Raw genomic sequence first — 26,735 nt, 5'->3', positions numbered from 1 at the left:
GTTTCGGTCGAAACAAGTTTTCGCAGCAGCGTTCATATGGGTGCTTTGTCCCCATTGCCAAGCGCGCGATGCAGGCTAGAACCCGTCGCCATGATGCATTTCGCCCACTTGCCGCTTATCGCCCGTTCGCCCATCCGCCCGGCGCCTCTTTGCCTGACCGCCATGGTCGCGGCGGGGCTATCCATCGCTCTTGCCCAGCCCGTTCTGGCACAGGAACAGGCGTCACCGGCTCCGCAAGCGACCACTGTGCCGCCGCCCGCCGCTGCACCCGTGCCCAGCGAGATGGAACTGGCGCGGCTGATCTGGTCCACCATGGTCACGATCGACAATGCCAATAACAGCGGAAATTACACCGTGCTGCGCGACAGTTCGGCCACGGGGTTCCAGATCGCCAATGATCCGGCAAGGCTGGCGCAGATATTCGCGGGGCTGCGCGCCAGCCGGATCGATCTGACGACCACGCTGCTGACCGCGCCCAGCTATACCGCGCCGCCGCAATTGCTGCGCCCCGATGTGTTTCAGGTGCAGGGCTATTTCCCGCTGCGTCCGCGCGCGGTGGTATTCGATATGGCATTCCAGTGGCAGAACGGGCGCTGGCGGCTGTTCGGCGTCAGCGTAGAGCCGCGCACCTTTGCCGTTCCGCAACCGGCGGAACAGGAAAAGCCCGCTAAATAGGCTGTCCGGCCGGCATAGGGGCGGGACCGTGTGCGTTGCCCATGCGGCGCTGCGCGGCGACGACGGCATCGAAGCCCGTCCAGTCGTCACCGCGGTCGATGCCCGACCAGACCGCTTCCATCTCTTCGATCACCATCGATTGCGGGGTGTCGCCCTGCCAGTATTCATGCGTGTCGGTCACACGCGGCACATCGGCCAGCAGGCGTGTAAAATCCTCCACCACGCCGGTGCCCGACAGAGAACCCTGCCGCGCGGCGAACAGGAAACGGTCGGGCTGCATTCCCCTTTCGCGCATGGCGCGCTCCGCTGCCTCGACCATGGCTCCCGCATCGTCGGGATGGGCCGCGGTCCAGATCGCGTCCACCCCCAGTCGCCAGCCGAAGCGGCGGCGCACGGCGGCAGTATAAAGCTCGGGAAACCGCTCCAGCGCGGCGACCAGCGGCGGTGCTTCGCAAATCGGGCGCAGCGCGATGGCAAGCTGCGCGCAATTCCAGTGGATCGCCTCGGCCTGACGTCCGAACGAATAGAGGCCCGAGTGGTCGAAATAGGCGGCGGTGAACGCTGGGTCCCAGCGCGGCAGGAAACGCCACGGGCCGTAATCGAAACTTTCGCCCGATATATTCATATTATCGGTGTTGAGCACGCCATGGACAAAGCCCGCGCTGGCATAGGCGGCGGCCATGTCGGCCAGCCGTTCGACCACCAGATGCAGCAGGCGAACCGGCGGCAGGTCGCGATCCGGCGCATCTTCGGGCGGAGGCGGGCCGGGATATTGCGCCAGCGCATAATCGGTCAGCATTGCCAGATGATCATGCTCTTCCAATGCGGCCAGGCGCTGGAAGCTGCCGATGCGGATATGCCCGTGGCTAAGCCGCACCAGAACCGCCGAGCGCGTGGGCGAAGGCTCGTCATTGCGGTCGAGCTGTTCGCCCGTTTCGATGACCGAGAATGTCTTGCTGGTATTGACGCCCAGGGCTTCCAGCTGCTCGGTCGCCAGCACTTCGCGAACCGCGCCTTTCAGCGTCAACCGGCCGTCGCCAAAGCGAGAGTAGGGTGTCTGCCCCGACCCTTTCGTGCCCAGATCGAGCAGCCGGCCCGCGCCATCGCGCATCTGCGCGAACAGAAAACCGCGTCCGTCGCCGATATCGGGGTTATAGCTGCGGAACTGGTGTCCGTGATAGCGCAGCGCCAGAGGTTGCGGCAGATTGCCGTCCAGCGGCTCGAAACAGGCGAAATGGCGGGTCCAGCCCGCGTCGTCCAGCCCGTCCAGCCCGACCGCTTCGGCCCAGCGCCGGTTGCGGAAACGCGTGATCGCCTGCGGAAAAACGGCCGCGCGCACCGAATCGGCGATCCAGTCGGCAATCCCCGTAATGGCAGGGTCGGGACGATAGGGGGAAGGTTGCGGAATGCCGCTCATACCGCGATAGTGGGGTGCGGCCGCGTCCGGCGCAAGGTGCGGCATCCGATTGCGTTCAGAACAGGGTATCAGACACGTGGACCATAAAGCCGGCGGGTTGCCGAAAGAGCAGGCCGAACCGCAGACCGAATTATGGCAGGACGGCTGGTGGGAAAGCGCCGACGGGCTGAAACTGCATTACCGCGATTATCCCGCGCGCGGCGGTGACGCGGCTGCTTTGCCCGTTATCTGCATCCCCGGCCTGACCCGCAATGCCCGCGATTTCGAACAATTGGCACAGGATCTGTCGGCGGAACGCCGCGTGATCTGCATCGAACTGCGCGGACGCGGCGAAAGCGAATATGCGCGCGATCCGGCCAGCTATGTGCCGATGCAATATGTCGCCGATCTCGACGCGTTTTTCGCGCAGACGGGGATCGAGCGGGCGATCTTTTTCGGCACTTCGCTGGGCGGGATCGTCACCATGCTGTCGGCCCTGTCATCGCCGCAGCGGATTGCGGGGGCGATGCTGAACGATATCGGCCCGGTGATAGAGCGCGAGGGCCTGGACCATATTCTTGAATATGTCGGCCACGGGCGCAGCTTTCCCACATGGATGCATGCCGGCCGCGCGTTGCAGGAAGTGCATGGCGCGGTCCATCCGTCATGGGGCATCGAACAATGGATCGGCTTTGCCAAACAGCTGATGGAGCTGAGCGGCAGCGGCAATATCCGTTTCGATTACGACATGCGCATCGCAGAGGCTTTTGCGACCGGCGGCAATCCGGCGCGTGATTCGTCGATCATCGGATCGGCCGATCTGTGGCCCGCCTATGATGCCTTGCAGGGGCGACCCGTGCTGGTCGTGCATGGCGAGACATCGGATATATTGTCGGGAACCGTGGCGCGCGAAATGGTCGGGCGTATCCCGAATGTGGAACTGGTGAGCGTGCCCGAAACCGGCCATACGCCCACGCTGAACGAACCGCATGTGCGGCAGGCGATCGACCGCCTGATCGCGCGCAGCCACTGACCCGCCGGATAACACCCGTTTTATGGCCAAGAAGATTACCGTCTATCGCAAGCTGCGTATCCTGCATCTTGGGCTGGACCCCGTTGCCGCGCCGTGGAGCGGCGATCTGATCCGCGCGCTTTCGGGCGGGAAATTCCAGTTTATCGAACATCACGGCCCCAATGCCGACGACGATATCGCATCGCGCCTGCAACTGTACCGCCCCGAATTTCCCGTGCTGGACGGCGGGGCGGGACCGGCAAAGCTGAACCGCATGGCGCGGCAGATGCGCGGCTATGACCTGATCGTCACCCATGGCGAGGCGGGCTTTGCCGCGGCGATGGCGCACAGCCTGTTCGGGGAAGCGCTGAAACTGTCGCCGCTGATCCATTACCACCACGGGTTGAAGGGCTTTGCTGGCGGTGCGGTCAAGCGGTTCAAGCGCAAGCTTGGCTTTTCGCGAACGCAGGCCATGGTCGCCCCCACGCCTGCCGCCGCGAACGAGATTGCCGCGAACTGGGACGTGGGCGGAAAAAGGCTGCGGATCGCGCTGCCGGTGTTCGGGCGCGAGCCCAAGGCGCCGCGCTCCGATGCGATTCCGGGCCTCGTCAAGCGCAAGGACGAGGCGTGGATCGGCGTGCGTGCCAGCGGTCTGCTGCCCGATGCCGATCCGCTGCTGCGCCGCCTGCGCGATCTGGGCGACGAATGGCGGCTGGTCGCGTTCGGCAGCAAGGAGGACACGGTCCGGCTTACCTCCCTGTGCGCCGAGATGGAGGTGGCAGACCGGCTGCTGACCAGCCAGCGCCTGTCGGGGCCGGAAGACAGGGCAGGGCTGTTCGACCTGTTGCTGGCACCCAAACCGCCCGCCAAGGGCGGCGACATGCCGCGCGAGCCGTTTCTGGCGGCTCCCGCGGGCGTGCCGCTGATCGCGGCGGGTAGCGAACTCGGCGCGATCCTGCCGCCTGAGCAGGGCGATTACGTCATCGGCGCAGGCAGCGGGCAACTTGCCGCCATGGCCGAGGCGATGGTGACGCTGGCAAGGGACGAGGTGAAGCGTAAGGGGCTGGGCAAGGCCATGGCGGGCTTTGCCGCCAGCCACCGCGATGCTGCCGATCACCGCGCCTTGATGGCGGAACTGACCGGCGACGGCAGGCTTTACCCCTGACGATCCGTGCACTGCCGGACTGTCGCGCCTATGGACGGTTTCAGCGCCCGTTCAGGCGCGAACCGCTTTGGCGTTGAAAAGCCCCCGTCCGGTCCTTAAGACCCCGCAATCCCGGCGTATGGGCCGGAAACCCTATCCTGTTCGAAAGGCCGATCATCGTGGCGCTTAGCCCAACCAGTCCCGAAAATGCCGTCGACAAGGCCGCGCAGCGCCAGCGGGCGCAAGAGGATGTGTTCCGCCGCGAAGTGGACGAGGCCGTCCGGCAGGACACGATTTCGGGTTTTTTCCGCAAATGGGGCAAGCCGCTGATCGCCATCACCGTGCTGGCGCTGGCGGCGCTGGGCGGCTGGTCATGGTGGCACCACAAGACGACAAGCGAGGCAGAGGCCGATGCGGTCGAACTGACGCTGGCGATCGACCAGCTGGAAGCGGGCAATCTGGCCGCCGCCGCCGAAAAGGCTGCTGGCCTCACGGCAGAGGGCACGCCCGCTGCCTATCGCGTTCCCGCCCAGTTCCTTGCCGCCGCTGCCGCGCAGGAAAAGGGCGATAATGCGCAGGCGGTGAAACTGTTCGACGCGGTGGCGAATGACGCATCGAATCCGCAGCCGTTCCGCGATCTGGCCGCGATCCGTGCCGTCGCCGTCGATTTCGACGCTATGGAGCCGCAAAAGGTGATCGATCGCCTGAAACCGCTGGCCGTGCCGGGCAATCCGTGGTTCGGCAGCGCGGGCGAAATGGTGGGCCTTGCCTATGTCGAGCAGGGCAAGACCGAGCTGGCAGGCCCGCTGTTCGCCGAAATCGCGCGGGACGAGGATCAGCCCGAAACCCTGCGTGCCCGTGCCCGCCAGCTGGCGGGCCTGTTTGGCACGGATGCGGTGGATGACGCGCAGGAAATCGTCGAACAGATCGCCGCCGGCGGCGCAGCACCGAACTGATCGCGCTGGCGGTCGGTGCACGGGGCATCACAGGATTTATGGAGAGAAACCGAATGAATAACCCGCTTGGCAAAGGCGCCGTCATGGGCGCGGCAAGGATCGCATTGGTCGCGGCTCTTGCAGGCGGACTGGCGGCTTGCGGCGCGTTCAAGGGCGATGGGCCCGAAACGACCCCGACCATCGGCAAGCGCGAACCGATCCTGTCGCGGATCGAAAACGCAGCCGAAGTCGATCCCTCTCTCGCCAGCGTTCCCGTGGTGCTACCCGCGCCGACGGCCAATGCCGAATGGGCACAGGCGGGCGGTTCTGCCTCCAAGGCCTATGGCCATCTGGCGCTGGCGGCCAATCCGACCCGCGCGTGGAGCCGCAGCATTTCGGGCGCAAGCCAGCAATCGCGCCTTGCCGCATCGCCCGTGGTCGGCGGCGGGAAGCTGTTCGCGTTCGGCACCGACGGCACCGTATCGGCATTCGATGCGACCACCGGCGCGCCCGTGTGGCAGAAATCGCTGAAAGTCAGCGGCGACGGGGCCAGCGCGGTGTTCGGCGGCGGCGCCAGCTATGAAAACGGGCGTCTTTACGTCACCACCGGCGTGGGCGAGGTAGCCGCGCTGAATGCCGAGGATGGCGCCGAATACTGGAAGGTCCAGCCTTCGGGCCCGCTGCGCGGCGCGCCGACGCTGGCCTTTGGCAATGTGTTCGTGATGACGCAGGACAACCAGATCTTCGCGCTCGACGCCACGACCGGAGAGGTCGAGTGGAACCGTGCGGGTTCCAGCGGGCTTTCGGGCGTGTTCGGCGTGGCGGCTCCGGCGGCAGGGGCGGGCACGGTGATCGCGGGCTATTCCAGCGGTGAACTGATCGCCTATCGCTATGAAAACGGCACAGAGCTTTGGGGCGATGCGCTGGCGCGGACCAATATCTCCACCTCGGTCGGTTCGCTGACCGATGTCGATGCCGATCCGATCATCGATGGCGGGCGCGTCTATGCACTGGGGCAGGGTGGCCGCATGGCTGCCTATGAACTGCTGTCGGGCCGCCGTATCTGGGATCTGTCGCTGGCAGGCATTTCGACCCCGGCCGTGGCGGGCGACTGGATTTTCGTGCTGACCGACGATGCGCGCCTGCTGGCTATTGCCCGCGCGACGGGCAAGGTCCGCTGGATCAGCCAGTTGCAGCGCTGGAAGGACGAAAAGGACAAGAAGGGCGAAATCTTCTGGTCCGGTCCGGTGCTGGCGGGCGGCAAGCTTTATGTCGCCAGCACGCGCGGCGCGCTGGTGGCGGTGGACGCGGCCGAAGGAACGCAGGCCAATGTCGCGCAGCTTGACGATGGCGTGTCGCTGAACCCGATCGTCGCGGGCAACACGCTTTACGTGTTGGACAATGGCGGGGCGATCAGCGCGTTTCGCTGATCGCCGTCGCGGCCCGTCCAGTGCCGCGGACTACAGGCTGTATTTATAGATCGGTGCGACCGAACCGTTCCACTCGCCGTGATAGCGGTCGAGAAGGTCCTGCGCGGGCACCTTGCGGCGCTTGGCAATCTCGTCCAGCGGGGCAAGGAAGCCGGTTTCGTTATCGCCCACCGAATTGAGCTGGCCGCGCGCGGCAAGACCGGCGCGCGCGATCTTCAGCACTTCGGGGGCAAGGTCGGCCAGCACGCCGCCGCCCGGAACCGGCGCGTCGAGCGCCAGTTTCGGTACGGCATTGCGCAATGCCTCGCGCTCTTCCATCGACCAGTCCTTGACCATGTCCCACGCGGCATCCAGTGCCGTCTGGTCATACAACAGGCCGACCCAGAACGCGGGCAGAGCGCAAATGCGGCTCCACGGCCCGCCATCCGCGCCGCGCATTTCCAGAAAGCTTTTCAGGCGCACTTCGGGAAAGGCGGTGGACATGTGATCGGTCCAGTCCGCCATCGTCGGCTTTTCGCCGGGCAGGGCGGGCAATTCGCCTTTCAGGAAATCGCGGAAGCTTTGCCCTGCGGCATTGATGTATTTCCCGTCGCGGAAGACGAAATACATCGGCACGTCGAGCATGTAATCGACCCAGCGTTCATAGCCGAAGCCGTCCTCGAAAACGAAGGGCAGCATGCCGGTGCGCGCCGGATCGGTGTCAGACCAGATGTGGCTGCGATAGGACAGGAAACCGTTGGGCTTCCCCTCGGTAAAGGGCGAATTGGCGAACAGGGCCGTGGCCAGCGGTTGCAGCGCCAGCCCGACGCGGAACTTCTTGGCCATGTCGGCCTCGGACGAATAATCCAGATTGACCTGAATGGTGCAGGTCCGCAGCATCATGTCGAGCCCCATGGTGCCGACCTTGGGCATATGCTCCATCATGATCTTGTACCGGCCCTTGGGCATCACCGGCAGGTCGGCACGCGCCTTGTCGGGCCACATGCCAAGGCCGAGGAAGCCGACGCCCAGTTCGCCGCCGACCTCCTTGACCTGCGTCAGGTGGCGGCCCGTTTCGGCGCAGGTCTCGTGCAGGCTGACCAGCGGCGCGCCCGAAAGTTCCAGCTGGCCCGCCGGTTCAAGGCTGACCGTGCCGTCGCCGCCCGACATGGCGATGACATTGCCGCCTTCGACTACAGGCTCCCAGCCATATTTCTGCAGCGCCATCAGAATGTCGCGGATGCCGCCCTTTTCGTCATAGGACGGGGCGCGGCGGTCGGCGGTGCGGAACACGAACTTTTCGTGCTCGGTGCCGATGCGCCATTGTTCGCGCGGCTTCTCGCCCTTTTGCATGGGGATCAGCAGCTGGTCGCGGCTTTCGATGACGGGCTCTGCGGCCCCGGTGTCCTTGCGCGTGCTCATGGCGCGGGGGCCTAGGCGGGTTCGCGCGATTGGGAAAGCGGGATTTTGCCTCTACCCGATGTCACGCCCAGTCTCCGGCAACACCCATCCACAAGGCCATGGCTGCAATCGCCGCCGTTTCGCCGCGCAGGATTCGCGGGCCCAGCGATAGGGGGCGGGCTGCGGGATGGGCGCGAACCGCGGCCCGCTCGGCATCGTCGAAGCCCCCTTCGGGACCGATCAGCAGCGCGGCGGGCGGCGGGTTTTGCGCAAAACACTGCGCCGCGGGCGGGGCATCGCGCGTTTCGTCGGCAAAGAACAGCGTGCTGCCGTTCCAGTCTTTCAGCATGGCATCCAGAGATACCGGCGATTCGATGACGGGAAGGGCGGTTCGGGCACATTGTTCCGCCGCCTCGGTCACGATCTGGCGCGCGCGTTCCATGTTGAGCGCATCCGCCACGCAGCGCCGCGTGATAACGGGATGAATCCGTGCCACGCCCAATTCGGTCGCCTTTTCCAGCACCAGGTCAAAGCGCGGTTTTTTCAGCAGGGCGGCGCATAGGGTCAGTTGCGGTACGCTTTCGCGCGGGCGCAGATGATCGGCCAGTTCCACATTCACGCTGCGCTTGCCCGCATCGGTGACGCGCGCGGCCCATTCGCCGGTGCGGTCATCGCACAGGATCACCGCATCGCCCGGCTTTATCCGCATCACCCGCGACAGATAATGCGCCTGCTGCCCGTCGATCTCGAACATCATGCCCGGCGACAAGGTCACCTCGACGAACAGGCGCGGCGCGCTTTTGGGTGGCCATGCGGGGGTCGCGGTCATTCCATTCAACTCGGCAAGATGGCGCGGGTGGCGATATAGCAATCCATCAATTGCCCCACCGCATCGCGCGTTTCGAAATCGTCCTCGAACAGATGGGTCAGCATGAACCCCGCCGCAAGCTGTCCGCCGATCTGGTCGGTCAGCGTATGGCCGAAACAGATGACGGGGTCCTGTGCCAACAGGGCGTCCCGCTCGGCCTGCGGCAGGTCGAGGTCGCTATAGGGTATGCGATTGCGCGCCAGCGGTTCGCCGCGTTCGACGCTGCCTTCGTCGAACAGGAAGCGCGCCGGATTGGTGAACCCTGCCAGCAATATGCCGCCCGGGCGCAGCACCCGCGCGCATTCGCGCCAAACGGGCAGGATGTCGGGCGCGAAACTGTTGGAGCAGGGATGGAAAATCAGGTCGAAGCTGCGATCCCCCAGCGCCGACAGATCGTGCATCAATCCGCGGATCGTGCGAATATGCAGCCCCTCCCGTCCGGCCACTTCGCGGTCGCGGGCAAGCTGTCCGTCGCTGGCGTCGAAGCTGGTGACGCGCGCGCCGGCGGCCGCAAAGATCGGACATTGCTGCCCGCCAGCGGATGCAAGGCCCAGCACATCCCTGCCTGCGATATCGCCGAACCAGTCGCGGGGAACGGGGCGCGACGGGGTCAGCACCACATTCCATTCGCCCTGCCGCGCAGCGGCGATGGTGGCGGCATCGACGGGGATCGACCAGCGATCGCCGCCATCGGCCTTGGCATTCCAGCCCTGACGGTTGAATTCGCCGATATCGCCAATTTCGGGCATTGTATCTGTGCTCCCTTGCCGCCGGATCGATCCCCCCTTTAAAGCAAGCCGCGATGAATGACACAGCCCCCGAAATCACGACGCCCGATACCCAGCATCGCGGTCTGGTCGCCCTGTTACCTGCCCGTGCGCGGCCCTATGCGCTGCTGGCGCGGTTCGACCGGCCAATCGGCTGGTGGCTGCTGTTCTGGCCCTGCGCGGCGGGGCTGTGGGCGGCGGGCGGCGCGGCACGCTGGGACATGGCGTTATGGCTGTTGCTGGGATCGGTCGCGATGCGCGGGGCGGGCTGCGTCTATAACGATATCCTCGACCGCGACCTCGACCGGCAGGTCGCGCGAACGGCCAGCCGTCCGCTGGCAAGCGGGCAGGTCTCGCTGAAAAGCGCGTGGATTTGGCTGGTCTCGCTCTGCCTGATCGGGCTGGTCGTGCTGCTGCAATTGCGCTGGCAGGCGCAACTGGTCGCCATCGCCAGCCTGCTTCCGGTCGCGCTCTATCCGCTGATGAAGCGCATCACATGGTGGCCGCAGGCGTGGCTGGGGCTGGTGTTCAGCTGGGGGGCGCTGGTGGGCTGGGTTGAAATGGACGGCGGCTCTCTTGCCACGCTTTGCGCGCTTTATGCGGGATGCATCTTCTGGGTGATCGGATATGACACGATCTATGCGGTGCAGGACATGGAGGATGACGCGCTGGTCGGTGTAAGGTCCAGCGCGCTCGCCATGAAAGGGCGGATCGTGCCGGGGGTGACGGCGCTTTACATCCTCGCGCTGGCCGGTTGGGCCGTGGCGGTCTGGCTGATCCGGCCCGACTGGCTGGCGCTGCTGACGCTGTTGCCGGTCGCGACTCATCTGGGTTGGCAGGTCGCCACGCTCGACACGGCGGACGGCATGAACGCGCTGGCCCGTTTCCGTTCCAATCGTCTTGCAGGCCTGCTCATGGCGCTCGCATTTCTGACGATTGGTAGCGTCGGATAGCGGCGCGCAAGGAAATACCCCTTCCGGCTAGGATTCATGCATGGCGAAAGACCGTCTAACGCCGATGTGGAAATCTGCCGAAAGGCTTTGCGGTGGCGATTCGATTTATGCCACTATCCAATACAAGTAACGGGGCTGAAGCGGCCGAATGCGTCGGGCTGGAATCCAAGGGTCCGGCACAGTGTCGCGAAGGGGCTGACAGCGAGTTTGCGGAGACCTTAATGAGCATTAATATCGGTCCGCCTGCGGTTGAGGAACTGCGTCCGCGCATTACCGTGATCGGCGTTGGCGGCGCGGGCGGCAACGCCATCGCGAACATGATCCAGGCGCAGATCGAGGGCGTGGATTTTATCGTCGCCAACACTGACGCGCAGGCGTTGAACAGCGCTGTGTGCGAGGATCGCATCCAGCTTGGCCCTGAAATCACCCAGGGGCTTGGCGCGGGTTCGCGTCCCGAGGTCGGTCGCGCGGCAGCGGAAGAGACGCTGCATGAGATCGACCGCATGCTTGACGGCGTGCACATGTGCTTCATCGCGGCCGGCATGGGCGGCGGTACCGGCACGGGCGCGGCGCCCGTGATTGCCAAGGCGGCGCGCGACAAGGGCGTGCTGACCGTTGGCGTGGTGACCAAGCCTTTCATGTTCGAAGGGTCGCGCCGGATGCGTTCCGCGGACGCCGGTATCGAAGAGCTGCAAAAGCATGTCGACACGCTGATCGTCATTCCGAACCAGAACCTGTTTCTGGTCGCGCGGCCCGACACCACTTTCAAGGAAGCGTTCCAGCTTGCCGACGAAGTGCTGCAACAGGGCGTTCGTTCGATCACCGACCTGATGGTCATGCCCGGCCTCATCAACCTCGACTTTGCCGACGTGCGTTCGGTGATGGGCGAAATGGGTAAGGCGATGATGGGTACCGGCGAGGCGGACGGCGAAAACCGCGCGCTGGAAGCGGCCGAAAAGGCGATCGCCAATCCGCTGCTCGACGGTGTGTCGATGACGGGTGCGAAGGGCGTGATCATTTCCATCATCGGCGGCGAGGATATGCGCCTGATGGAAGTGGACGAGGCTGCGAACCATATCCGCGATCTGGTCGATCCCGATGCGAATATCATCTGGGGTTCGGCCTTCAATCCCGAACTGGAAGGCAAGATCCGCGTGTCGGTCGTCGCGACCGGTATCGATCAGGATGCCGAACAGCCCGCCCAGCAGTCGCGTCCGTTCTCGCTGGGTTCGGGCCGCGCGCCCGCACGCACCGGTGCTGCTCCCGCCGCTCCGGTCGCGGCACCTGTCGCAGCGCCGGTCTCTTCGGCTCCCGCGCCGGAGCCGGCGATGAAGCTGACCGATCCTGCGGACGATGGCGAGCATCTGAACGTGGGTGACGAAGGCGGCTATGCCTCGGCCGAGGAGCCGCTCGATCTGGGCCTTGAAATGGCCGAGGTCGAGGATGAGGATGAATTGCTGCTGGGTGACGGTTACGAGGAACCCGCAGCGGCTGAGCCGGTTGCGAAATCGCGCGATTCCGGCCCGATGGATGCCTCGGCGCGCACCGAACCGGCGCGCGGCTGGCGTCCGGCTTCGGGTCAGGCGGCGGTTTCGGTCGGCGGCAGCACCCTGTTCGAGCGTATGGCCAGCCTGTCGCGCAATCGGGACGAGGCTCCGGCCGACGACCGCGAGGAAGACGACGATGCCGCGGACCTTAATATCCCGCGCTTCCTCGGCCGTAACAACAACCGGCGCTGATATCCGCCCGCAAGGGCTGACTAACGCAAGGGCGGCGGGCTTGCTCGCCGCCCTTGCTGTATTGGTTGTCGGGATGGCAAGCCACGATGCCGGTGCGCAATCACGCACCATCCGCATCGAAGATCCCGCCGCCGACCAGCGCCAGCTTGATGATGCGACCGCGCGGCTGGTCCGCGATCCGAACGATTTGCAGGCGATGCGCGAAGGGGCCGATGCTGCGATGCGGCTGGGCGAATATGATGTCGCGCTGGGTTTTCTGAACCGCGCAGAGGTGGTTCGCCCCGACGATGCGTTCACGCGGGCAATGCGCGGTTCGGTGATGGTGCAACTGGGCCAGCCCCGCATGGCTCTGCCCATGTTCGCCGAGGCAGAGCGCATGGGTGCGCGGCCCGCCGATCTGGCCGCAGATCGCGGGCTGGCGCATGACTTACTGGGCGATCAGCCCAGCGCGCAATATTACTATGCCATCGCCAATCGCATCGGGCCCGAACCCGAAGTGACCCGCCGCCATGCCTTCAGCCTTGCCGTGGGCGGAGAGCGGCAGGCGGCGGAACGGATGCTGCAACCCTTGCTGCAGGCGAACGACCCTGCGGCATGGCGCATCAAGGCGTTCATGCTGGCCGTGTCCGGCCGCAGCGGAGAGGCGGTTGCGATGCTGTATGCCGTGTTGCCGCGCCAGCTGGCGGATAATCTGGCCCCCTATATGCGATCGATCCCGCGCCTGTCTGCCGGACAGCAGGTGGCTGCCGCCCATCTGGGTATTTTTCCCGCCGATAACAATGTGATGGCGGGTAATGACCGGCTGGTCCCCAGCGGCCGTCCGTTCGGTGCAGAGGGCGGTTCGGACGATGAGCCCGACGACGAATAGCGGCCGGATTGTTGCAGATCGGCATCGCCCGGACCCTAACGCAAAATCCTTATCCACATGCGGTGAACAACAGTATCGCGTTATGCACGGCAGCGATAGGTTAAGCCATTGTAAAGACGGCGAGCGCCGGTCCAGATCGCACAATGGCGGGTCATCGGGGTCCGCGTGACGGAGAAAGAACCGCTGCATGATGAGTGAAAGCCAGACCGAGAACCGTCACGAAGATGCGGCGCCGGTCGATATGCTTGTCTCTTTGTTCGAGGCGCGCGGCTGGCCGTACGAGCTGACCGGCGAGGACGAGATCGGCGGCGAGATTCAGGGCGCATGGGCCAAGTACCAGCTGCGCGCGATCTGGCGGCGCGAGGATAATGTCCTGCAATTGCTATGCCTGCCCGAAGTGCGCGTTCCCGAAGACAAGCGCGTGCAGATGTTCGAACTGATGAGCCTTGTGAACGAGCAATTGTGGCTGGGTCATTTCGATCTGTGGTCGGCAGGTTCGGTGCTGCTCTATCGCCATGGGCTGATGCTGGGCGATGACGGGCTGTTGTCGCTGAGCCAGGCGCAAATGGCGGTGGAGCAGGCGGTCGACGAGTGCGACCGGTTCTATCCCGCGTTCCAGTTCGTGTTGTGGGGCGACCGTGACGCCGCCGATGCCTTGGCCAACGCGCTGGTGGATGCAGCGGGCGAGGCCTGATCGCTTTGCAGCCCTGATCCCGCGACGGGCTGATTGTTACAGAATATTGCTGACTGGCGGTTTTCCTTGAAAAGAACCGCGTCACAGCCGATATTGTCCCCAGAGCGCCCCCCGTTTGGGAGGGGCGACTGAGGAGAAGAACAAAGCTATGGCAAACTGGAACGACCCCCAGCCCACGCGTCCGCAGACGCGCGCCGGCTTCGGCGCGTCCACGGGCCTCGGCGCAAGCGTGCCGCGCACCGGATATGATGCCGGCCTGCGCAAATACATGCTTTCGATCTATAATTACATGGCATCGGCCGTGCTGCTTTCGGGCGTTGTCGCGCTGTTGATGGCCAGCAGCGGCATGACGCTGTCGATGATCGGCTCGCCGCTGATGTGGCTAGTGATGCTGTCGCCGCTCGCGATCGTTTTCGCGATGAGCTTTGGTGCGAACCGTTTCTCGCAAGGCACGCTCCAGATGCTTTTCTGGGGTTTCGCGATCCTGATGGGGATGAGCCTTTCGACGATCTTCCTCGTCTATACGGGCGGTTCGATCGCGGCGACCTTCTTTGCGACGGCGGGCGCTTTTGCCGGTCTGTCGCTGTTCGGTTATACGACCAAGAAGGATCTGTCGGGCTTCGGCAGCTTTCTGATCATGGGCCTGATCGGCCTGATCATCGCGTCGGTGATCAATATTTTCGTTCAGTCGACCGCGCTGATGTGGGCCGTCAGCTTCCTTGGCGTGCTGATCTTCGCGGGCCTTACGGCTTACGATACGCAGCGTCTCAAGATGCAGTATTACCAGCTGGCCGGTACCGAGTTCATGGGCAAGGCCGTGATCCTGGGCGCGCTGTCGCTCTATCTGGACTTCATCAACATGTTCCAGTTCCTGCTGGCCTTCATGGGCCAGAGGGACTGACCGGCAATTCAATGCCTTAAGGGCGGGGCGGCTGACAGTTCCCTCGCCCGGACGACGAAAAACAACGCCCGATCGGACACAGCGTCCGGTCGGGCGTTTTCCTTGTGGACGAGTGGGATAATCCCGATGCAGCATTTCTGCCAAAGGCGCATGCTAATGCTTCACCCGGGCGCAAGCTGCGCCCTGCTATAACCGGCCCATGGCGTGACTGGACGCCGTGGCCGCAAGAAACAGGAAAGACCCGTGTCGGGAAGCAAGCCCATCATTCGCATTACGACCGTGGCCGCCGCCGCAACCCTTGCTTCGTGCGGACCGCCGCCGCCGCCGCCGGTCGCGCCGCCGCCGCCTGTGCAGGAGGCTTTCCGCGCGCGCCCGATCGCACCGGGCTATGCGCAGGACAATCTGGCAATCCCGCAACGGAACGAGCTGGGCATCCGCCAGACCGTCAACACCGGCCTGTCGACCGAACAGGCGACGTGGAACCTGCGCTCAGCCTATAATGTGGCGGCACTGAACTGTAACTCGCCCGAAGACGCGGTGATTGCCGAGCGCTACGGCGATTTCCTGAAAACCCACTCGCGCGAGCTCAGCACCACGAACCAGAAGGTCGATACCCAGTTCCGCGACAAATTCGGCCGCAGCGAATACAAGCGCGCCCGCGACCAGTACATGACGCAGGTTTATAATTATTTCTCGCTGCCGCCCGCCTTGCCGCGTTTCTGCTCCGCCGCGCGCGAAACCAGCCTTGCGCTGGCCGATACGCCCAAGGGCAAGCTGGACGAGGCGGCACAGGCCGAACTGCCCAAGCTGGAGCTCGTCTTCCTCGGCTATTTCGACGAATACGAAGCATATAGCGCAGAGGCGCAGGCATGGGACGCGGAATATCTGGCGACCTATGGCGAACCCTATCGCCATCGCCGCATGGTGCCGCCGCCGGTCGATCCCAATGCGCCGGTTGCCGCGCCCGTGGCCGATCCGTCCGCCATACCGTCTGCCTCTGCCGACAACACCAGCGGCAATTCGGAAGGCTAGCGGGCCAACCGATCTACGCATTTTTGCTTTAACTGGAGCGCGCCTTCGGGTAAGGGGCGCGCTCTTGCACATCGGCCTTGGCGGATGGTGCAGCGAATGGAACGGGGCCGTAGCTCAGTTGGGAGAGCGCGTCGTTCGCAATGACGAGGTCAGCGGTTCGATCCCGCTCGGCTCCACCATTCATCCATTTGCCTCGACCCGAACCGGACAGGCGATCTGTTGCCGGTCGCCCGGCCCGATCTGGCATGCTTGCCATTCCGGCCGCTATTCGGATAGCGAGGCATGACGCTGTTTCCGGCCATGCGCGGCAAGTTTTCCGCGCTTTGCCCGCCATCGGATTGATCGCCCATGCATTTTCTCGACCAGGCCAAGATTTACGTGCGCTCCGGCGCGGGCGGGCCGGGCGCGGTCAGCTTCCGGCGCGAGAAATATGTCGAATATGGCGGACCCGACGGCGGCAATGGCGGTCGCGGCGGCGACATTGTGTTCGAGGCTGTTCAGGGCCTGAATACGCTGATCGATTTCCGCTATTCGCAGCATTTCAAGGCGCCGCGCGGCGGCCATGGCATGGGCAAGGACCGCACCGGCGCATCGGCTCCGCCGCTGGTGATCGAAGTGCCGGTGGGCACGCAGATCCTGTCCGACGATAAAGAAGAAGTGCTCGCCGATTTTACCGAGGTCGGCCAGCGCATCACCCTGCTGGAAGGCGGCATGGGCGGTCGCGGCAATGCGAGTTACAAGACCAGCACCAATCGCGCCCCGCGCCAGCACCAGCCGGGCGAGCCCGCGCAGGAATTGTGGGTGTGGCTGCGGCTGAAGCTGCTGGCCGATGTGGGCCTTGTGGGGCTGCCCAATGCGGGCAAGTCGACCTTTATCAATCAGGTGTCGAACACCCGTGCCAAGGTGGGCGATTATGCGTTCACGACCTTGGTGCCCAAGCTGGGCGTGGTACGGCACAAGAACCGCGAATTCGTGCTGGCCGACATTCCCGGCCTGATCGAGGGTGCGGCCGATGGCGCGGGGATCGGGGACCGTTTTCTGGGCCATATCGAACGCTGCCGCGTGCTGATCCACCTGATCGACATTTCGGGCAGCGGTCCGGGGCAGGACCCGGCCGAGGCGCTGCGCATCGTCGAGGAAGAGCTGGAAGCCTATGGCGGCGGGCTTGAGGACAAGCCGCGCCTTGTCGCGCTGAACAAGCTGGATCTGGCCGACCGCGAACTGGCCGAAGGCTTTGCGCAGGAATTGCGCGAGGCGGGGGCGGAGAAAGTATTCGCCGTATCGGGGGCGACCGGGCAGGGCGTCAGCGAATTGCTCGATGCCGTGCTGTCGTTCCTGCCTGCCGCCACCAGCACCGAGACCAAGGGCGTAGAGCGCGAGGACGATGCGGGCGACGGGACCGAGGGCGAGAGCAACTGGTCGCCCATCTGATCGCCGGTTCGTTTTCCTGATCGGGCCGCCTGTCGGGAAAAGCCCCCTTTGCATCCGGCGAATGAGTGCCTAACTGCATGGTCATGCAGAAACCCGACGAAATGATCGCCCATCTGACGGACCTTCAATCGCCGGAGGCTTGCGGGCGTCTGGTCGTGAAGGTCGGATCGGCGCTGCTGGTCGGAAAGGACGGCAAGCCGCGCCGTAAATGGCTCACGGGGCTGGCCAACGAGATTGCGCAGGCGCGCGACCGCGGGCAGGAAGTGATCATCGTATCGTCCGGCGCGATCGCGCTGGGCGCGGCGATCCTCGGCCTTGAAAAGGGCGGGCGTGGCAGCCTTGCCGATGCGCAGGCCAGCGCCGCGGTGGGGCAGATCGCCTTGTCCAGCCTGTGGGCCGAATTGCTGGGCAACCACGAGATTGTCGCCGCGCAGGTTCTGATCACGCTGGAGGATCTGGAAGGTCGCCGCCGCTATCTCAATGCCTCTGCCACCTTGAACCGCTTGCTGGAAACCGGCGCCGTTCCCGTGGTGAACGAGAACGATACTGTTGCCACCCATGAAATCCGTTTCGGTGACAACGATCGTCTGGCCGCGCGCGTGGCGCAGGCGGCAAAGGCCCAAGCAGTGATCCTGCTGTCCGATATCGACGGTCTGTATGACAAGCACCCCTCCGAACCCGGCGCATCGCGCATTCCCATGGTCTGGGGCGTGGACGACGAGGTGCGCGCCATGGCGACCGGCGACAGCGATTCGGGCATCGGATCGGGCGGCATGCGGACCAAGGTGAACGCGGTGGAAATCGCCGAGCGCGCGGGCATCGCGCTGGTGATCGCCAACGGCAAATATGACGCGCCCATCGCGCGCGCCATCGGCCTGCATGGCGACGATGGCATTGGCACATTGTTCCTGCCGCGCCGTCACGATACGGGCCGCAAGGCATGGATCGGCGGGCGCTTGCGAATGAAGGGCACGATCGTGATCGACGAAGGCGCGGTCAATGCGCTGCGCGACGGCAACAGCCTGCTTGCCAAGGGCATCACCCGCGTCGAAGGGCGTTTCGTGCGCGGCGATCCCGTGCGGATCGAAGGGCCCGAGGGTGAATGGATCGCCAAGGGCCTGTCCGAATATGACGCGCCCGAATGCGTCGCTCTGGTCGGGTTGCATACCGACGAGCAGGAAGAGGTGCTGGGCTATACCCCGCGCTCTGCCGTGGTGCACCGCGACCAGCTTGTGATGCTGCGGTAAAGGCCCGCCCGTGAAGCTGGCCATAACCGGCGCGACAGGATTTGTCGGCTCGACACTGATCGATCACGCGCTGGAACAGGGGCACGCGGTAAACGCGCTGACTCGCCGCGATCAGGCGCCGCGCAAGGGCGTGACATGGGTGCGCGGCGATCTGGCCAATCACGCGGCTCTGGCGGCACTATGCGATGGCTGCGATGCGGCGATCCATGTCGCGGGTGTGGTCAACGCCCCCGACCGCGCGGGGTTTCAGGCAGGCAATATCGCCGGTACGCGCGCGATGGTGGACGCGGCCAATGCGGCGGAAGTGCCCCGTTTCGTCCATGTTTCCTCTCTTGCCGCGCGTGAGCCTGCACTGTCCGATTACGGCTGGTCCAAGGCAGGCGCGGAAGGCGAGGCGGCGCAGGCGACAAACTGCCTGATCGTGCGTCCGCCCGCGATCTATGGCCCCCGCGATACCGAGATGTTCGAACTGTTCCGCGCGGCGAAAAGCGGCATTGTGCCCCTGCCGCCACGCGGGCGCGCATCGATGATCCATGTCGGCGATCTGGCGCGGCTGCTGTTGACGCTGGCAGTGGAGGGCGCACAAGCCGGCGCGATTTACGAGGCCGATGACGGGCACGACAACGGCTGGAGCCATGAGGAGATCGCCCGCATGATCGGCGCGGCCATGGGGCGCAGGATCGTGCCGCTGCATGTGCCCCGCGCGCTGTTGACCTTTGCCGCGAGGGCGGATCGTGCGCTGCGCGGGAACAAGGCGAAGCTGACGCCCGATCGGGCCAGCTATATGTGCCATCCCGACTGGACGGCCCATGCGGACAGGCACCCGCCCGCCAGCCTGTGGCAGGCCCGCATCCCCACGCCTGACGGCCTGAAACAGACCGCGGACTGGTATCGCGCGGAGGGCTGGCTCTAACCCTTCAGCAGACGGGACTAAAGAACAGGCCTAAAAAACAGGCCTAAAAAACGGGTTCGTAGCCCGGAGGCAGATCGCCCTCGTCACTTGCGCCGGGGACGGAGTGAATGCCGCACTCCGTCTTGTCCCAGCCGCGCCAGCGGCCCGAACGCGGATCTTCGCCATCGGCCACCTTGCTGGTGCAGGGCATGCAGCCGATCGAGGGATAGCCCTGCTCCACCAGCGGGTGGCGGGGCAGATCGTGCTCTTCCAGATAGGCCTGCAAATCGGCGGCGGACCAGCCGATCAGCGGATTGACCTTTAACCGGCCTGCCGTGTCGCTCTCGTCGATTTCGAATACCGGCAGATCGGCGCGGGTGGCGGACTGGAAAGCCTTGCGGCCCGTGACCGATGCATCGTAACCCGCCAGCGCCTTGGCCAACGGCTGGACCTTGCGAATGTCGCAGCAACCGTCGGGGTCATAGGACCAGCGCAGCCCGCTTTCGTCCTTGGCAGCCAGAGCCGCCGGATCGGGTCGCAGATTGACCACGCCCTTCAGCCCCAGCCGTGTCACCAGCGTGTCGCGATAGGCCAGCGTCTCGGGAAAATGCTTGCCCGTTTCGAGGAACAGCACGGTCGCCGCCGGATCGACGCGCGAGGCGAGATGCAGCAACACCGCGCTTTCCGCGCCAAAGCTGGAGACAAGCGCGATCTTGCCCGCGACGCCGTCTATCAGCACGGCGCGCAGGATTTCCTCCGCGTTCGCACGGGCAAAGCGTGCGTTGAGCGCGGCGGCATCGGCGCGCGTAAAGCGCGGCCCGGTGTCGATACGGTCGATGGAACGTGCAGCTTCAGCCATCTTGATGCCTTTGGGCCCAGATCGGCACGCGGGTGTCGCTGGTCTTTTGATAGACGTTTTTCCAACGCGTGAACGCGGCCTCCACATCGGCCTCGTTCATCGGTACGTCGGGCTGGAATGCGTCGAAACCGCACCGGCGCATGGGGAACAGCTGGTCCACCGCCACGTCGCCCACGGCGCGGATTTCGCCGGTATAGCCCGCCTCGCGCAGGATCTGCGCCGCGGAATAGCCGCGCCCGTCACCGAATGCGGGGAAATTGATTTCGACGCGGGTGATATGGTCCAGATGCGGCAACAGCAGCCGCGCATCGTCGCCCGGTTCGATCCGCACGGCGCCTGCGTTCGACTGTTCGGCAAAGGAATCGACCGTCACCGCCGGCGCATCGCTGGCGCTGTCCTCGCGCAGGCGGACGAGTTCGGTAAAGCTGGCGTCAGTCATAAAGAGCCTCCTTGAACGGGGCCATGCCGATACGGCGATAGGTGTCGAGGAAACGCTCCCCGTCGGTGCGCTGCGCGAGATAGACGTCGGTCACGGTCTCGACCGCCTTTACCACACCGTCCTCGTCGAAACCGGGTCCGGTGATCTTGGCAAGCGAGGTATCCTCCGCCTCTGACCCGCCGAGCAGCAGCTGGTAGTTTTCGGTGCCTTTGCGGTCCACGCCAAGGATGCCGATATGGCCCGCATGATGGTGCCCGCAGGCATTGATGCAGCCCGAAATCTTCAGCTTCAGCTGGCCCAGTTCCGCGCCCTTGCCATTGGCGGCAAAGCGTTCGGAAATCTTCTGCGCGACGGGGATCGAACGCGCATTGGCAAGGCTGCAATAATCGAGGCCGGGACAGGCGATGATATCGTCGATCATGTCCAGATTGGGCGTCGACAGGCCTGCCGCGTCCAGCCGTGCGAACAGCGCGGGCAGATCCGCGATCTTCACATGGGGCAGCACGATATTCTGCGTGTGCATCACGCGGCATTCGTCAAAGCTGAACTCCGTGGCGAGGTCGGCCATCAGATGCATCTGTTCGACGCTGGCATCGCCGGGGATGCCGCCCACGGGCTTCAGCGAGATGACCGCCGACACATAGCCGTCGGCCTTGTGCGGATGGGTGTTGCGGTCGACCCACAGCGCGAAATCCGGATCGCTGCGATCGATATCGGCAGGCAGGCCGCTCTCGAACGCGGGATCCGCGAAATAGGTCTTGATACGCTCCAGCTCGGCAAAGGGCGGTTCGACGCCCTGTTCCAGCATATGGGCGTATTCTTCCTCGACCTGACGGGTGTATTCCTCCTTGCCCAGTTCGTGGACAAGAATCTTGATCCGCGCCTTGTACTTGTTGTCGCGGCGGCCATAGCGGTTGTAAACGCGCAGGCACGCCTCCGCATAGGTGATGAGGCGGTCGAGCGGGACGAACGCGTTGATGCAGGGCGCGATCATCGGTGTGCGGCCCATGCCGCCGCCAACATAGAACGCAGCGCCGGTTTCGCCCGCATCATTCTTGACGATCTGGATACCGATATCGTGCAGGCGCATGGCGGCACGGTCGGTATCGCTGGCGATCACCGCGATCTTGAACTTGCGCGGCAGATAGGTGAACTCCGGATGGAAGCTCGACCACTGGCGCATCAGCTCGGCATAGGGGCGCGGGTCGATCAGCTCGTCCGCAGCGGCGCCCGCGAAATGGTCGGAACTGATATTGCGGATGCAATTGCCGCTGGTCTGGATCGCATGCATTTCGACCTTGGCCAGATCGGCCAGAATCTCGGGCGCGTCTTCCAGCTTGATCCAGTTGTACTGGATGTTCTGGCGGGTGGTGAAATGGCCGTAACCACGGTCATATTTCTGCGCGATATCGGCCAGCGCATGCATCTGCGCGCCCGACAGCGTGCCATAGGGCACGGCGACGCGCAGCATATAGGCATGCAATTGCAGATAGAGCCCGTTCATCAACCGCAGCGGGCGGAACTTTTCCTCCGGCAGCTCGCCCGACAGGCGGCGGCGGGTCTGGTCGCGGAATTCCTCGACGCGGGTGTCGACCATCTGCTGGTCGTAATTGTCGTATTTATACATCGCGAATGTCCTAGATCACCCAGTTGCCGGCGGCGGGGTCGGCGGGTTTCAGCGTAAGATCGGGGCGCACCGTGGGGCCAAGGGCGCGGATGCGTTCCTTGATGTGCGAAGGGCGAACACCCTGACCGTCGGTCGTGGCATCGACGGCATAGGGCACGTTGACGCGGCGCAGGGCTTCCTCGCGCGCAGCGATTTCGTCGGCCTTGTCGCCCACATCGACCGCATCGTTCACATGGAGCGACCAGTCGGTGCCGGTCCACCAGATGACCTCTCCGGTCTTGAGGTCGTTGCCTGTCAGGATTTTCATGCTCTTGCTTCCATGGCAATTCGGGCGAGGGCGGTATCGCCGCCTTCGCGCGTGACTTCGCCGATCACGATCAGCGCAGGGCTGCGCACATCGTTCTCGGCCACGATTTCGGGAAGGCCCGCCAATACCCCGCGCAGGACGCGCATGCCGGGAAGCGAGGCGCGCTCCACCACGGCGACGGCGGCATCGGGGGCAAGCCCGTCTTCCATCAGCTTTTCGGAAATCTGTGCCGCGGTTGCGACACCCATGTAAATCACCAGCGTCCGGCCCACGCCTGCAAGGCCCGACCAGTCCTGTTCGGTCAGCCCCTTGCACTGGCCTGCGACAAAGCTGACGATGCTGGCATGATCGCGGTGGGTCAGGGGAATCTGCGCCAGCGAACCGGCGGCCTGCGCGGCGGAAATGCCAGGAACGATCTCGACCGGAACGCCCGCGGCGCGGCATGCCTCTGCCTCTTCGCCGCCGCGCCCGAAGATCAGCGGATCGCCGCCCTTCAGCCGCACGACATGGCGACCGGCCAGCGCCTCGCGCACCAGCAGGGCATTGATCTCGTCCTGCTTCATCGTGTGGCGCGCGCGCGATTTGGCGACGCTGATCCGCCGTGCGCCAGCAGGGGCCATCGCCATGATTTCGGGCCCGACCAGCCCGTCGTGGACAAGCACTTCGGCCCGTTCGATCAGCCGCGCGGCCCGCAAGGTCAGCAATTCGGGATCGCCCGGTCCTGCGCCGACAAGGCTGACCGTTCCGACGGAACCGGATTGATGGGGCGGGAAATGAGCCATGGCGTCCAGATGGTCGCTGCGACAGCCTAGTGCCAGCCAGAATGCCTAAAAGGGGGGGTAGGTCAGCTTTAGCGGCGAACTATGCGGGCGTTGCAGGCACTTAGGCTGGCGGTTTGCCCGAAGCGTCCAGCCTTTGGCCGATGGCTGCGACCAGCTGATCGAATTGTTCATTGCCGCGCAAATTAATGTCCCGCTGGGGGAAGGGAATCTCGATATCGCTTTCCTGAAACAGGTCCCACAATTTCTTCAACACTTCGGACCGTATATTGCCCAGCCCGTTTTCGGGATCGCGGATCCAGCAATGGATCGTGAAATCGACCGAATTATCGCCATAGCCCGACAGCCAGACGCTGGGCGCGGGCGTTTTCAGCACGCGCGCACAGCTGGCCGCGGCCTCCAGCATCAGCCTTTCGGCCAGCTTGATGTCGCAATTATACGAAATGCCGACATTGACCTGCATGCGCACGTCGCGGCTGGAATAGGACCAGTTCTCGACCTGATTGATCATCAGGTTCTCGTTCGGGATCAGATATTCCTTTTCGTCGCGCGTCACGATGGACACCGCGCGAATGCCGATCTTGCGGATTTGTCCGAAGGTCTCGTTCCCGGCGGTATCCGACACCGCGATCACGTCGCCCGGCTTGATCGACCGGTCCATCAGCAACAGGATCCCCGCGATCAGATTGCCGAAGGTTTTCTGCAGGCCGAAACCGATGGCAAGGCCGAAGGCGCCCGAAAACACGGCCAGCGCCGTCAGGTCGATGCCCAGAATATCGATCCCGATCAGGATCACGATGGCCCAGACCATCAGGGTCAGAAGCTTGTCGGCCAGCAGATGTTCGGTGGCCGACAGATTGGTGAACTTGTCCAGCGCCCTGTGCGCCATGCGCACACCCAGCCGGCCCAGCACGAAAATGCCGACCAGCACCAGAATCACAAGCAGCGCGGTCCAGACCGAAAAGCGCGTATCGCCGATGGTCACGCCCCAACTGTCCAGCGTATCGATCACACCGCCCAGCGTGATCGAATGTTCCTGCAACACTTCCTTGATCTGTTCGGCCCCCTCGATCGGGGCGTCCAGCGGTTCGGCGGGCGCGGCACTGGCCGCATCGTTTGCCGTGTCGGTCGCGACCTGGGTTGCGGCGGCTATGTCGGCCGAAGCGCTATCGGCGGCCTGTGGGCTTGCCGCTGCCGTGATCGCGCTCCATGCCCATGTCATCCGCCTGCCTCCATCGCCGCAAACCCCTGCTCAAGATCGGCGATCAGATCGGCCGGGTCCTCAAGCCCTATCGACAGGCGTACCGCAAAACGGTCGCCTTCGTCCAATCCGGCCCATCCGTCAGCGTCATTGCCGACGGGCGGCCATGCACGGACCGAACGGCAGGTTTCAGGATCGACGGGCAGGGCAAGGCTTTCGAACCCGCCCCAGCTATAGCCAATACCGAACAGGTCCAGCGCATCGATCAGCCGCGCGCGGGCCGCCGCGTCGCGCCCCTTCAGAACAAAGGCAAACAGCCCGCAGCCACCGGTAAAATCGCGGCGCCACAGATCATGGCCCGGTGCGCCCGCCAGCATGGGGCACAGCACGGCGGCGACTTCCGGACGCTTTGCCAGCCATTGTGCGATTTCCAGCGCGCTGGCCGCTTCCTGCCTCAGCCGCAGGTCCAAAGTGCGCAGGCCCCGCAGCGCCAATGCGGCATCGTCGGGCGACACGACCGTGCCCAGTTGCTGCGCGGTGCGGCGCAGGCGGCGATACAGCCGTTCCGTCCCCGACACCGCGCCCATCATCAGATCGGAATGTCCGCCCACATGCTTCGTCAGCGCGGTGATCACCCCGTCGCAGCCATGGGGAATGCCGGAAAAACCGGTCGGCCCCGCCCAGGTATTGTCGATCAGCACCCATGCGCCCGCTGCCTTTGCAATGGCGGCAAGGGCGGGAACGTCGCACATTTCGAACGTGAGGCTGCCGGGCGCTTCCAGCAGGACCGCGCCGATCTTGCCGTCCTGCGCGCACAGGGCGCGGAACGCCTCTATATCCAGCGGGTCGAAGAATTCGGGCTTTACGCCGAAATTCTTCATCAATCCCGTGCCGATATTGCGCGACGGGTCATAGGCATTGTCGGTGATCAGCAACCGCTCGCCGGGGCGCAGCACCGCCAGATAGGCACCCGTGATCGCCGCCACGCCCGATGGGTAGAGCATGGTGCCATAGGCGCCTTCCTCCAGTCCCGTCAGCGCCTCTGCCAATGCCCATTGCGTCGGCGCACCGCGGCGGCCGTAATAGAACCTTCCGTCCTCGTTGGCGCTGGCCGCTGCCTCTTTCAGTGCGGCGCAGTTTTCGTACAGATGTGTGCTGGCCCGCCAGACGGGGGGATTGACCACGCCGCCGGCCAGATCGGGCACGCTGGTCCATTGCTTGCGCCGTCCGGCCTCGACCACGCGGGTCGCGGTGCGGTGCTGATTATCCTGATCGTCAGCCAACGGCCGGCCTCTCGGCCTTGGGGGTGGCGGGATCGCTGCCCCATTCGGACCAGCTGCCATCGTAAAGCGCCACATCGGTCTTGCCGAGCCGAGCCAGCGCAAGGCTGAGCACGGCCGCCGTCACGCCCGAACCGCACGAAGTGATCACCGGCCGTGCCAGATCGACGCCCGCGCCGATAAACTCCGCCTCGATCCCGCCCGCGTCCTTCATCGTGCCGTCCGCCTCGTACAACAAGCCGATGGGAAGATTGCGCGCGCCCGGGATATGGCCCGATGCCATGCCGGGGCGCGGTTCGGGCTCCGCCGCCGTGAAACGCGCTGCGCCGCGTGCGTCCACCACTTGCGCAGCCGTGCCGATCGAGGCGAGCACCGCCTGCTTGTCGCGCAGCAGGTCGGGGTTGGGGGCCGCGGTGAAATCGCCCGCAGGCCGCTGTGTCACCTCTTGCGTTTCGGGCCGACCCTCGGCCTTCCACTTGGCCAGACCGCCGTCGAGGATGGAGACATGGCCCGCCCCGAACAGGGTGAACAGGAACCAGCCCCGTGCCGCGCTTTTCAGCGGGCTGTCGTCATACAGAATCACATGGCTGTCTGCCGATACGCCAAGCGCGCGGACGCGGTCCTGAAACTGCTGTGCGGTGGGCACCGTATTGTCGAACCTGCCTGCCGGATCGTTCAGCGCGCCAAGGTTCAGGAATTGCGCCTGCGGGATATGCCCCGCCGCGAATTCCGCCGCGGCGTCACGGCCCGTGGGCGCAAGGTGATAGCTGGCGTCGAGCAGCACGATATCCGCATCGCCGAGATGATCCGCAAGCCATGCGGTGGAAACGAGAAATCCGGTCATGCCTGCCACGCTAGCCGATGCGATACCGCCGCGCC

Annotated in this window: 26 protein-coding genes and 1 tRNA gene; 15 read left to right on the top strand and 12 right to left on the bottom strand. The window is 64.7% G+C overall.

The window, feature by feature from the left end; genetic code table 11:
* Positions 1–90 precede the first annotated feature (90 nt).
* Positions 91–675 carry a hypothetical protein gene (locus LOZ74_RS13920; protein ID WP_230291658.1) on the top strand — a complete coding sequence of 195 codons (585 nt, stop codon included), beginning with the start codon at positions 91–93 and terminating at the stop codon, positions 673–675.
* Here the strand turns inward: LOZ74_RS13920 and LOZ74_RS13915 are convergent.
* A complete protein-coding gene (locus tag LOZ74_RS13915; RefSeq protein WP_230291657.1) occupies positions 668–2,092 on the bottom strand; it encodes a protein adenylyltransferase SelO family protein in 1,425 nt (474 codons plus the stop codon). The two genes, LOZ74_RS13920 and LOZ74_RS13915, sit on opposite strands and share 8 nt — an antisense overlap.
* A 76-nt stretch (positions 2,093–2,168) precedes the next feature.
* Between LOZ74_RS13915 and LOZ74_RS13910 the strand changes: the two genes are divergently transcribed.
* The 4 genes from LOZ74_RS13910 (at position 2,169) to LOZ74_RS13895 (ending at position 6,592) form a co-directional block, all read left to right on the top strand.
* A complete protein-coding gene (locus LOZ74_RS13910; RefSeq protein WP_230291656.1) occupies positions 2,169–3,104 on the top strand; it encodes an alpha/beta fold hydrolase in 936 nt (311 codons plus the stop codon).
* 22 nt (positions 3,105–3,126) lie between these two features.
* Positions 3,127–4,248: a glycosyltransferase gene (locus LOZ74_RS13905; protein ID WP_230291655.1), complete on the top strand. Its 1,122-nt coding sequence runs from the start codon at positions 3,127–3,129 to the stop codon at positions 4,246–4,248.
* A gap of 158 nt (positions 4,249–4,406) precedes the next feature.
* Positions 4,407–5,183 carry a tetratricopeptide repeat protein gene (locus LOZ74_RS13900; protein ID WP_230291654.1) on the top strand — a complete coding sequence of 259 codons (777 nt, stop codon included), beginning with the start codon at positions 4,407–4,409 and terminating at the stop codon, positions 5,181–5,183.
* A gap of 53 nt (positions 5,184–5,236) precedes the next feature.
* The gene (locus tag LOZ74_RS13895; RefSeq protein ID WP_230291653.1) at positions 5,237–6,592 is read left to right on the top strand and encodes a PQQ-like beta-propeller repeat protein; all 1,356 of its coding nucleotides are present in this window, start codon (positions 5,237–5,239) and stop codon (positions 6,590–6,592) included.
* A gap of 30 nt (positions 6,593–6,622) precedes the next feature.
* Here the strand turns inward: LOZ74_RS13895 and LOZ74_RS13890 are convergent, their stop codons facing one another.
* The 3 genes from LOZ74_RS13890 to LOZ74_RS13880 form a co-directional block, all read right to left on the bottom strand.
* Complete coding sequence (locus LOZ74_RS13890; protein ID WP_230291652.1) at positions 6,623–7,993, bottom strand: glutamate--cysteine ligase; 1,371 nt, start codon at positions 7,991–7,993, stop codon at positions 6,623–6,625.
* 61 nt (positions 7,994–8,054) lie between these two features.
* The gene (locus LOZ74_RS13885) at positions 8,055–8,801 is read right to left on the bottom strand and encodes a 16S rRNA (uracil(1498)-N(3))-methyltransferase (protein ID WP_230291651.1); all 747 of its coding nucleotides are present in this window, start codon (positions 8,799–8,801) and stop codon (positions 8,055–8,057) included.
* Positions 8,802–8,806: 5 nt separating this feature from the next.
* Positions 8,807–9,589 carry a class I SAM-dependent methyltransferase gene (locus LOZ74_RS13880; RefSeq protein WP_230291650.1) on the bottom strand — a complete coding sequence of 261 codons (783 nt, stop codon included), beginning with the start codon at positions 9,587–9,589 and terminating at the stop codon, positions 8,807–8,809.
* Positions 9,590–9,642: 53 nt separating this feature from the next.
* Here LOZ74_RS13880 and ubiA point away from each other — a divergent pair, with 53 nt between their 5' ends.
* From ubiA to LOZ74_RS13830, 10 genes are all read left to right on the top strand, one after another.
* Positions 9,643–10,560, top strand: coding sequence for a 4-hydroxybenzoate octaprenyltransferase (gene ubiA / locus LOZ74_RS13875; protein WP_230291649.1), 918 nt, complete (start codon positions 9,643–9,645; stop codon positions 10,558–10,560).
* A gap of 221 nt (positions 10,561–10,781) precedes the next feature.
* Positions 10,782–12,299 (top strand): cell division protein FtsZ, encoded by a 1,518-nt coding sequence (ftsZ, locus tag LOZ74_RS13870; protein WP_230291648.1) that lies wholly within the window; start codon positions 10,782–10,784, stop codon positions 12,297–12,299.
* 73 nt (positions 12,300–12,372) lie between these two features.
* The gene (locus LOZ74_RS13865) at positions 12,373–13,167 is read left to right on the top strand and encodes a tetratricopeptide repeat protein (RefSeq protein WP_230291647.1); all 795 of its coding nucleotides are present in this window, start codon (positions 12,373–12,375) and stop codon (positions 13,165–13,167) included.
* Positions 13,168–13,357: 190 nt separating this feature from the next.
* Positions 13,358–13,861 carry a YbjN domain-containing protein gene (locus tag LOZ74_RS13860; RefSeq protein ID WP_370638912.1) on the top strand — a complete coding sequence of 168 codons (504 nt, stop codon included), beginning with the start codon at positions 13,358–13,360 and terminating at the stop codon, positions 13,859–13,861.
* 148 nt (positions 13,862–14,009) lie between these two features.
* Positions 14,010–14,762: a Bax inhibitor-1/YccA family protein gene (locus tag LOZ74_RS13855; RefSeq protein WP_230291645.1), complete on the top strand. Its 753-nt coding sequence runs from the start codon at positions 14,010–14,012 to the stop codon at positions 14,760–14,762.
* Positions 14,763–15,005: 243 nt separating this feature from the next.
* Positions 15,006–15,794, top strand: coding sequence for a hypothetical protein (locus tag LOZ74_RS13850; protein ID WP_230291644.1), 789 nt, complete (start codon positions 15,006–15,008; stop codon positions 15,792–15,794).
* A 103-nt stretch (positions 15,795–15,897) separates the two neighbouring features.
* A tRNA-Ala gene (locus LOZ74_RS13845) sits at positions 15,898–15,973 on the top strand.
* 169 nt (positions 15,974–16,142) lie between these two features.
* A complete protein-coding gene (obgE, locus tag LOZ74_RS13840; protein ID WP_230280333.1) occupies positions 16,143–17,225 on the top strand; it encodes a GTPase ObgE in 1,083 nt (360 codons plus the stop codon).
* Between the two features lie 83 nt (positions 17,226–17,308).
* Complete coding sequence (gene proB, locus LOZ74_RS13835) at positions 17,309–18,472, top strand: glutamate 5-kinase (RefSeq protein WP_370638036.1); 1,164 nt, start codon at positions 17,309–17,311, stop codon at positions 18,470–18,472.
* 10 nt (positions 18,473–18,482) lie between these two features.
* On the top strand, positions 18,483–19,385 hold the full coding sequence (locus LOZ74_RS13830; RefSeq protein ID WP_230291643.1) for an NAD(P)-dependent oxidoreductase: 903 nt from the start codon (positions 18,483–18,485) through the stop codon (positions 19,383–19,385).
* 43 nt (positions 19,386–19,428) lie between these two features.
* On the opposite strand, the gene LOZ74_RS13825 is transcribed toward LOZ74_RS13830, so the two are convergent.
* The 8 genes from LOZ74_RS13825 to sseA all read right to left on the bottom strand — a co-directional run bounded on the left by LOZ74_RS13825 (position 19,429) and on the right by sseA (position 26,700).
* Complete coding sequence (locus LOZ74_RS13825; RefSeq protein ID WP_230291642.1) at positions 19,429–20,223, bottom strand: phosphoadenylyl-sulfate reductase; 795 nt, start codon at positions 20,221–20,223, stop codon at positions 19,429–19,431.
* On the bottom strand, positions 20,216–20,662 hold the full coding sequence (locus LOZ74_RS13820; protein WP_230291641.1) for a DUF934 domain-containing protein: 447 nt from the start codon (positions 20,660–20,662) through the stop codon (positions 20,216–20,218). Before LOZ74_RS13820 ends, LOZ74_RS13825 begins: the two co-directional genes overlap by 8 nt.
* Entirely contained in the window at positions 20,655–22,289 is a 1,635-nt protein-coding gene (locus LOZ74_RS13815) for a nitrite/sulfite reductase (protein ID WP_230291640.1), read from the bottom strand. Before LOZ74_RS13815 ends, LOZ74_RS13820 begins: the two co-directional genes overlap by 8 nt.
* Before the next feature lie 10 nt (positions 22,290–22,299).
* Positions 22,300–22,596: a DUF2849 domain-containing protein gene (locus LOZ74_RS13810; protein WP_230291639.1), complete on the bottom strand. Its 297-nt coding sequence runs from the start codon at positions 22,594–22,596 to the stop codon at positions 22,300–22,302.
* Entirely contained in the window at positions 22,593–23,378 is a 786-nt protein-coding gene (gene cobA, locus LOZ74_RS13805) for a uroporphyrinogen-III C-methyltransferase (protein ID WP_230291638.1), read from the bottom strand. Before cobA ends, LOZ74_RS13810 begins: the two co-directional genes overlap by 4 nt.
* Before the next feature lie 100 nt (positions 23,379–23,478).
* Complete coding sequence (locus tag LOZ74_RS13800; protein WP_230291637.1) at positions 23,479–24,597, bottom strand: mechanosensitive ion channel family protein; 1,119 nt, start codon at positions 24,595–24,597, stop codon at positions 23,479–23,481.
* Positions 24,594–25,859: a cystathionine beta-lyase gene (metC, locus tag LOZ74_RS13795; RefSeq protein ID WP_230291636.1), complete on the bottom strand. Its 1,266-nt coding sequence runs from the start codon at positions 25,857–25,859 to the stop codon at positions 24,594–24,596. The genes LOZ74_RS13800 and metC overlap by 4 nt, the downstream gene beginning before the upstream one ends.
* Positions 25,852–26,700, bottom strand: a complete 849-nt coding sequence (sseA, locus tag LOZ74_RS13790) for a 3-mercaptopyruvate sulfurtransferase (RefSeq protein WP_230291635.1) — start codon at positions 26,698–26,700, stop codon at positions 25,852–25,854. Before sseA ends, metC begins: the two co-directional genes overlap by 8 nt.
* Between the last annotated feature and the right edge of the window lie 35 nt (positions 26,701–26,735).

Origin of the sequence: Croceicoccus sp. Ery5 (assembly GCF_020985325.1) — a bacterium.
Taxonomy (GTDB): domain Bacteria; phylum Pseudomonadota; class Alphaproteobacteria; order Sphingomonadales; family Sphingomonadaceae; genus Croceicoccus.
Note: the sequence above shows the minus strand (reverse complement) of the source record. Positions and strands in the feature narration are given on the sequence as shown.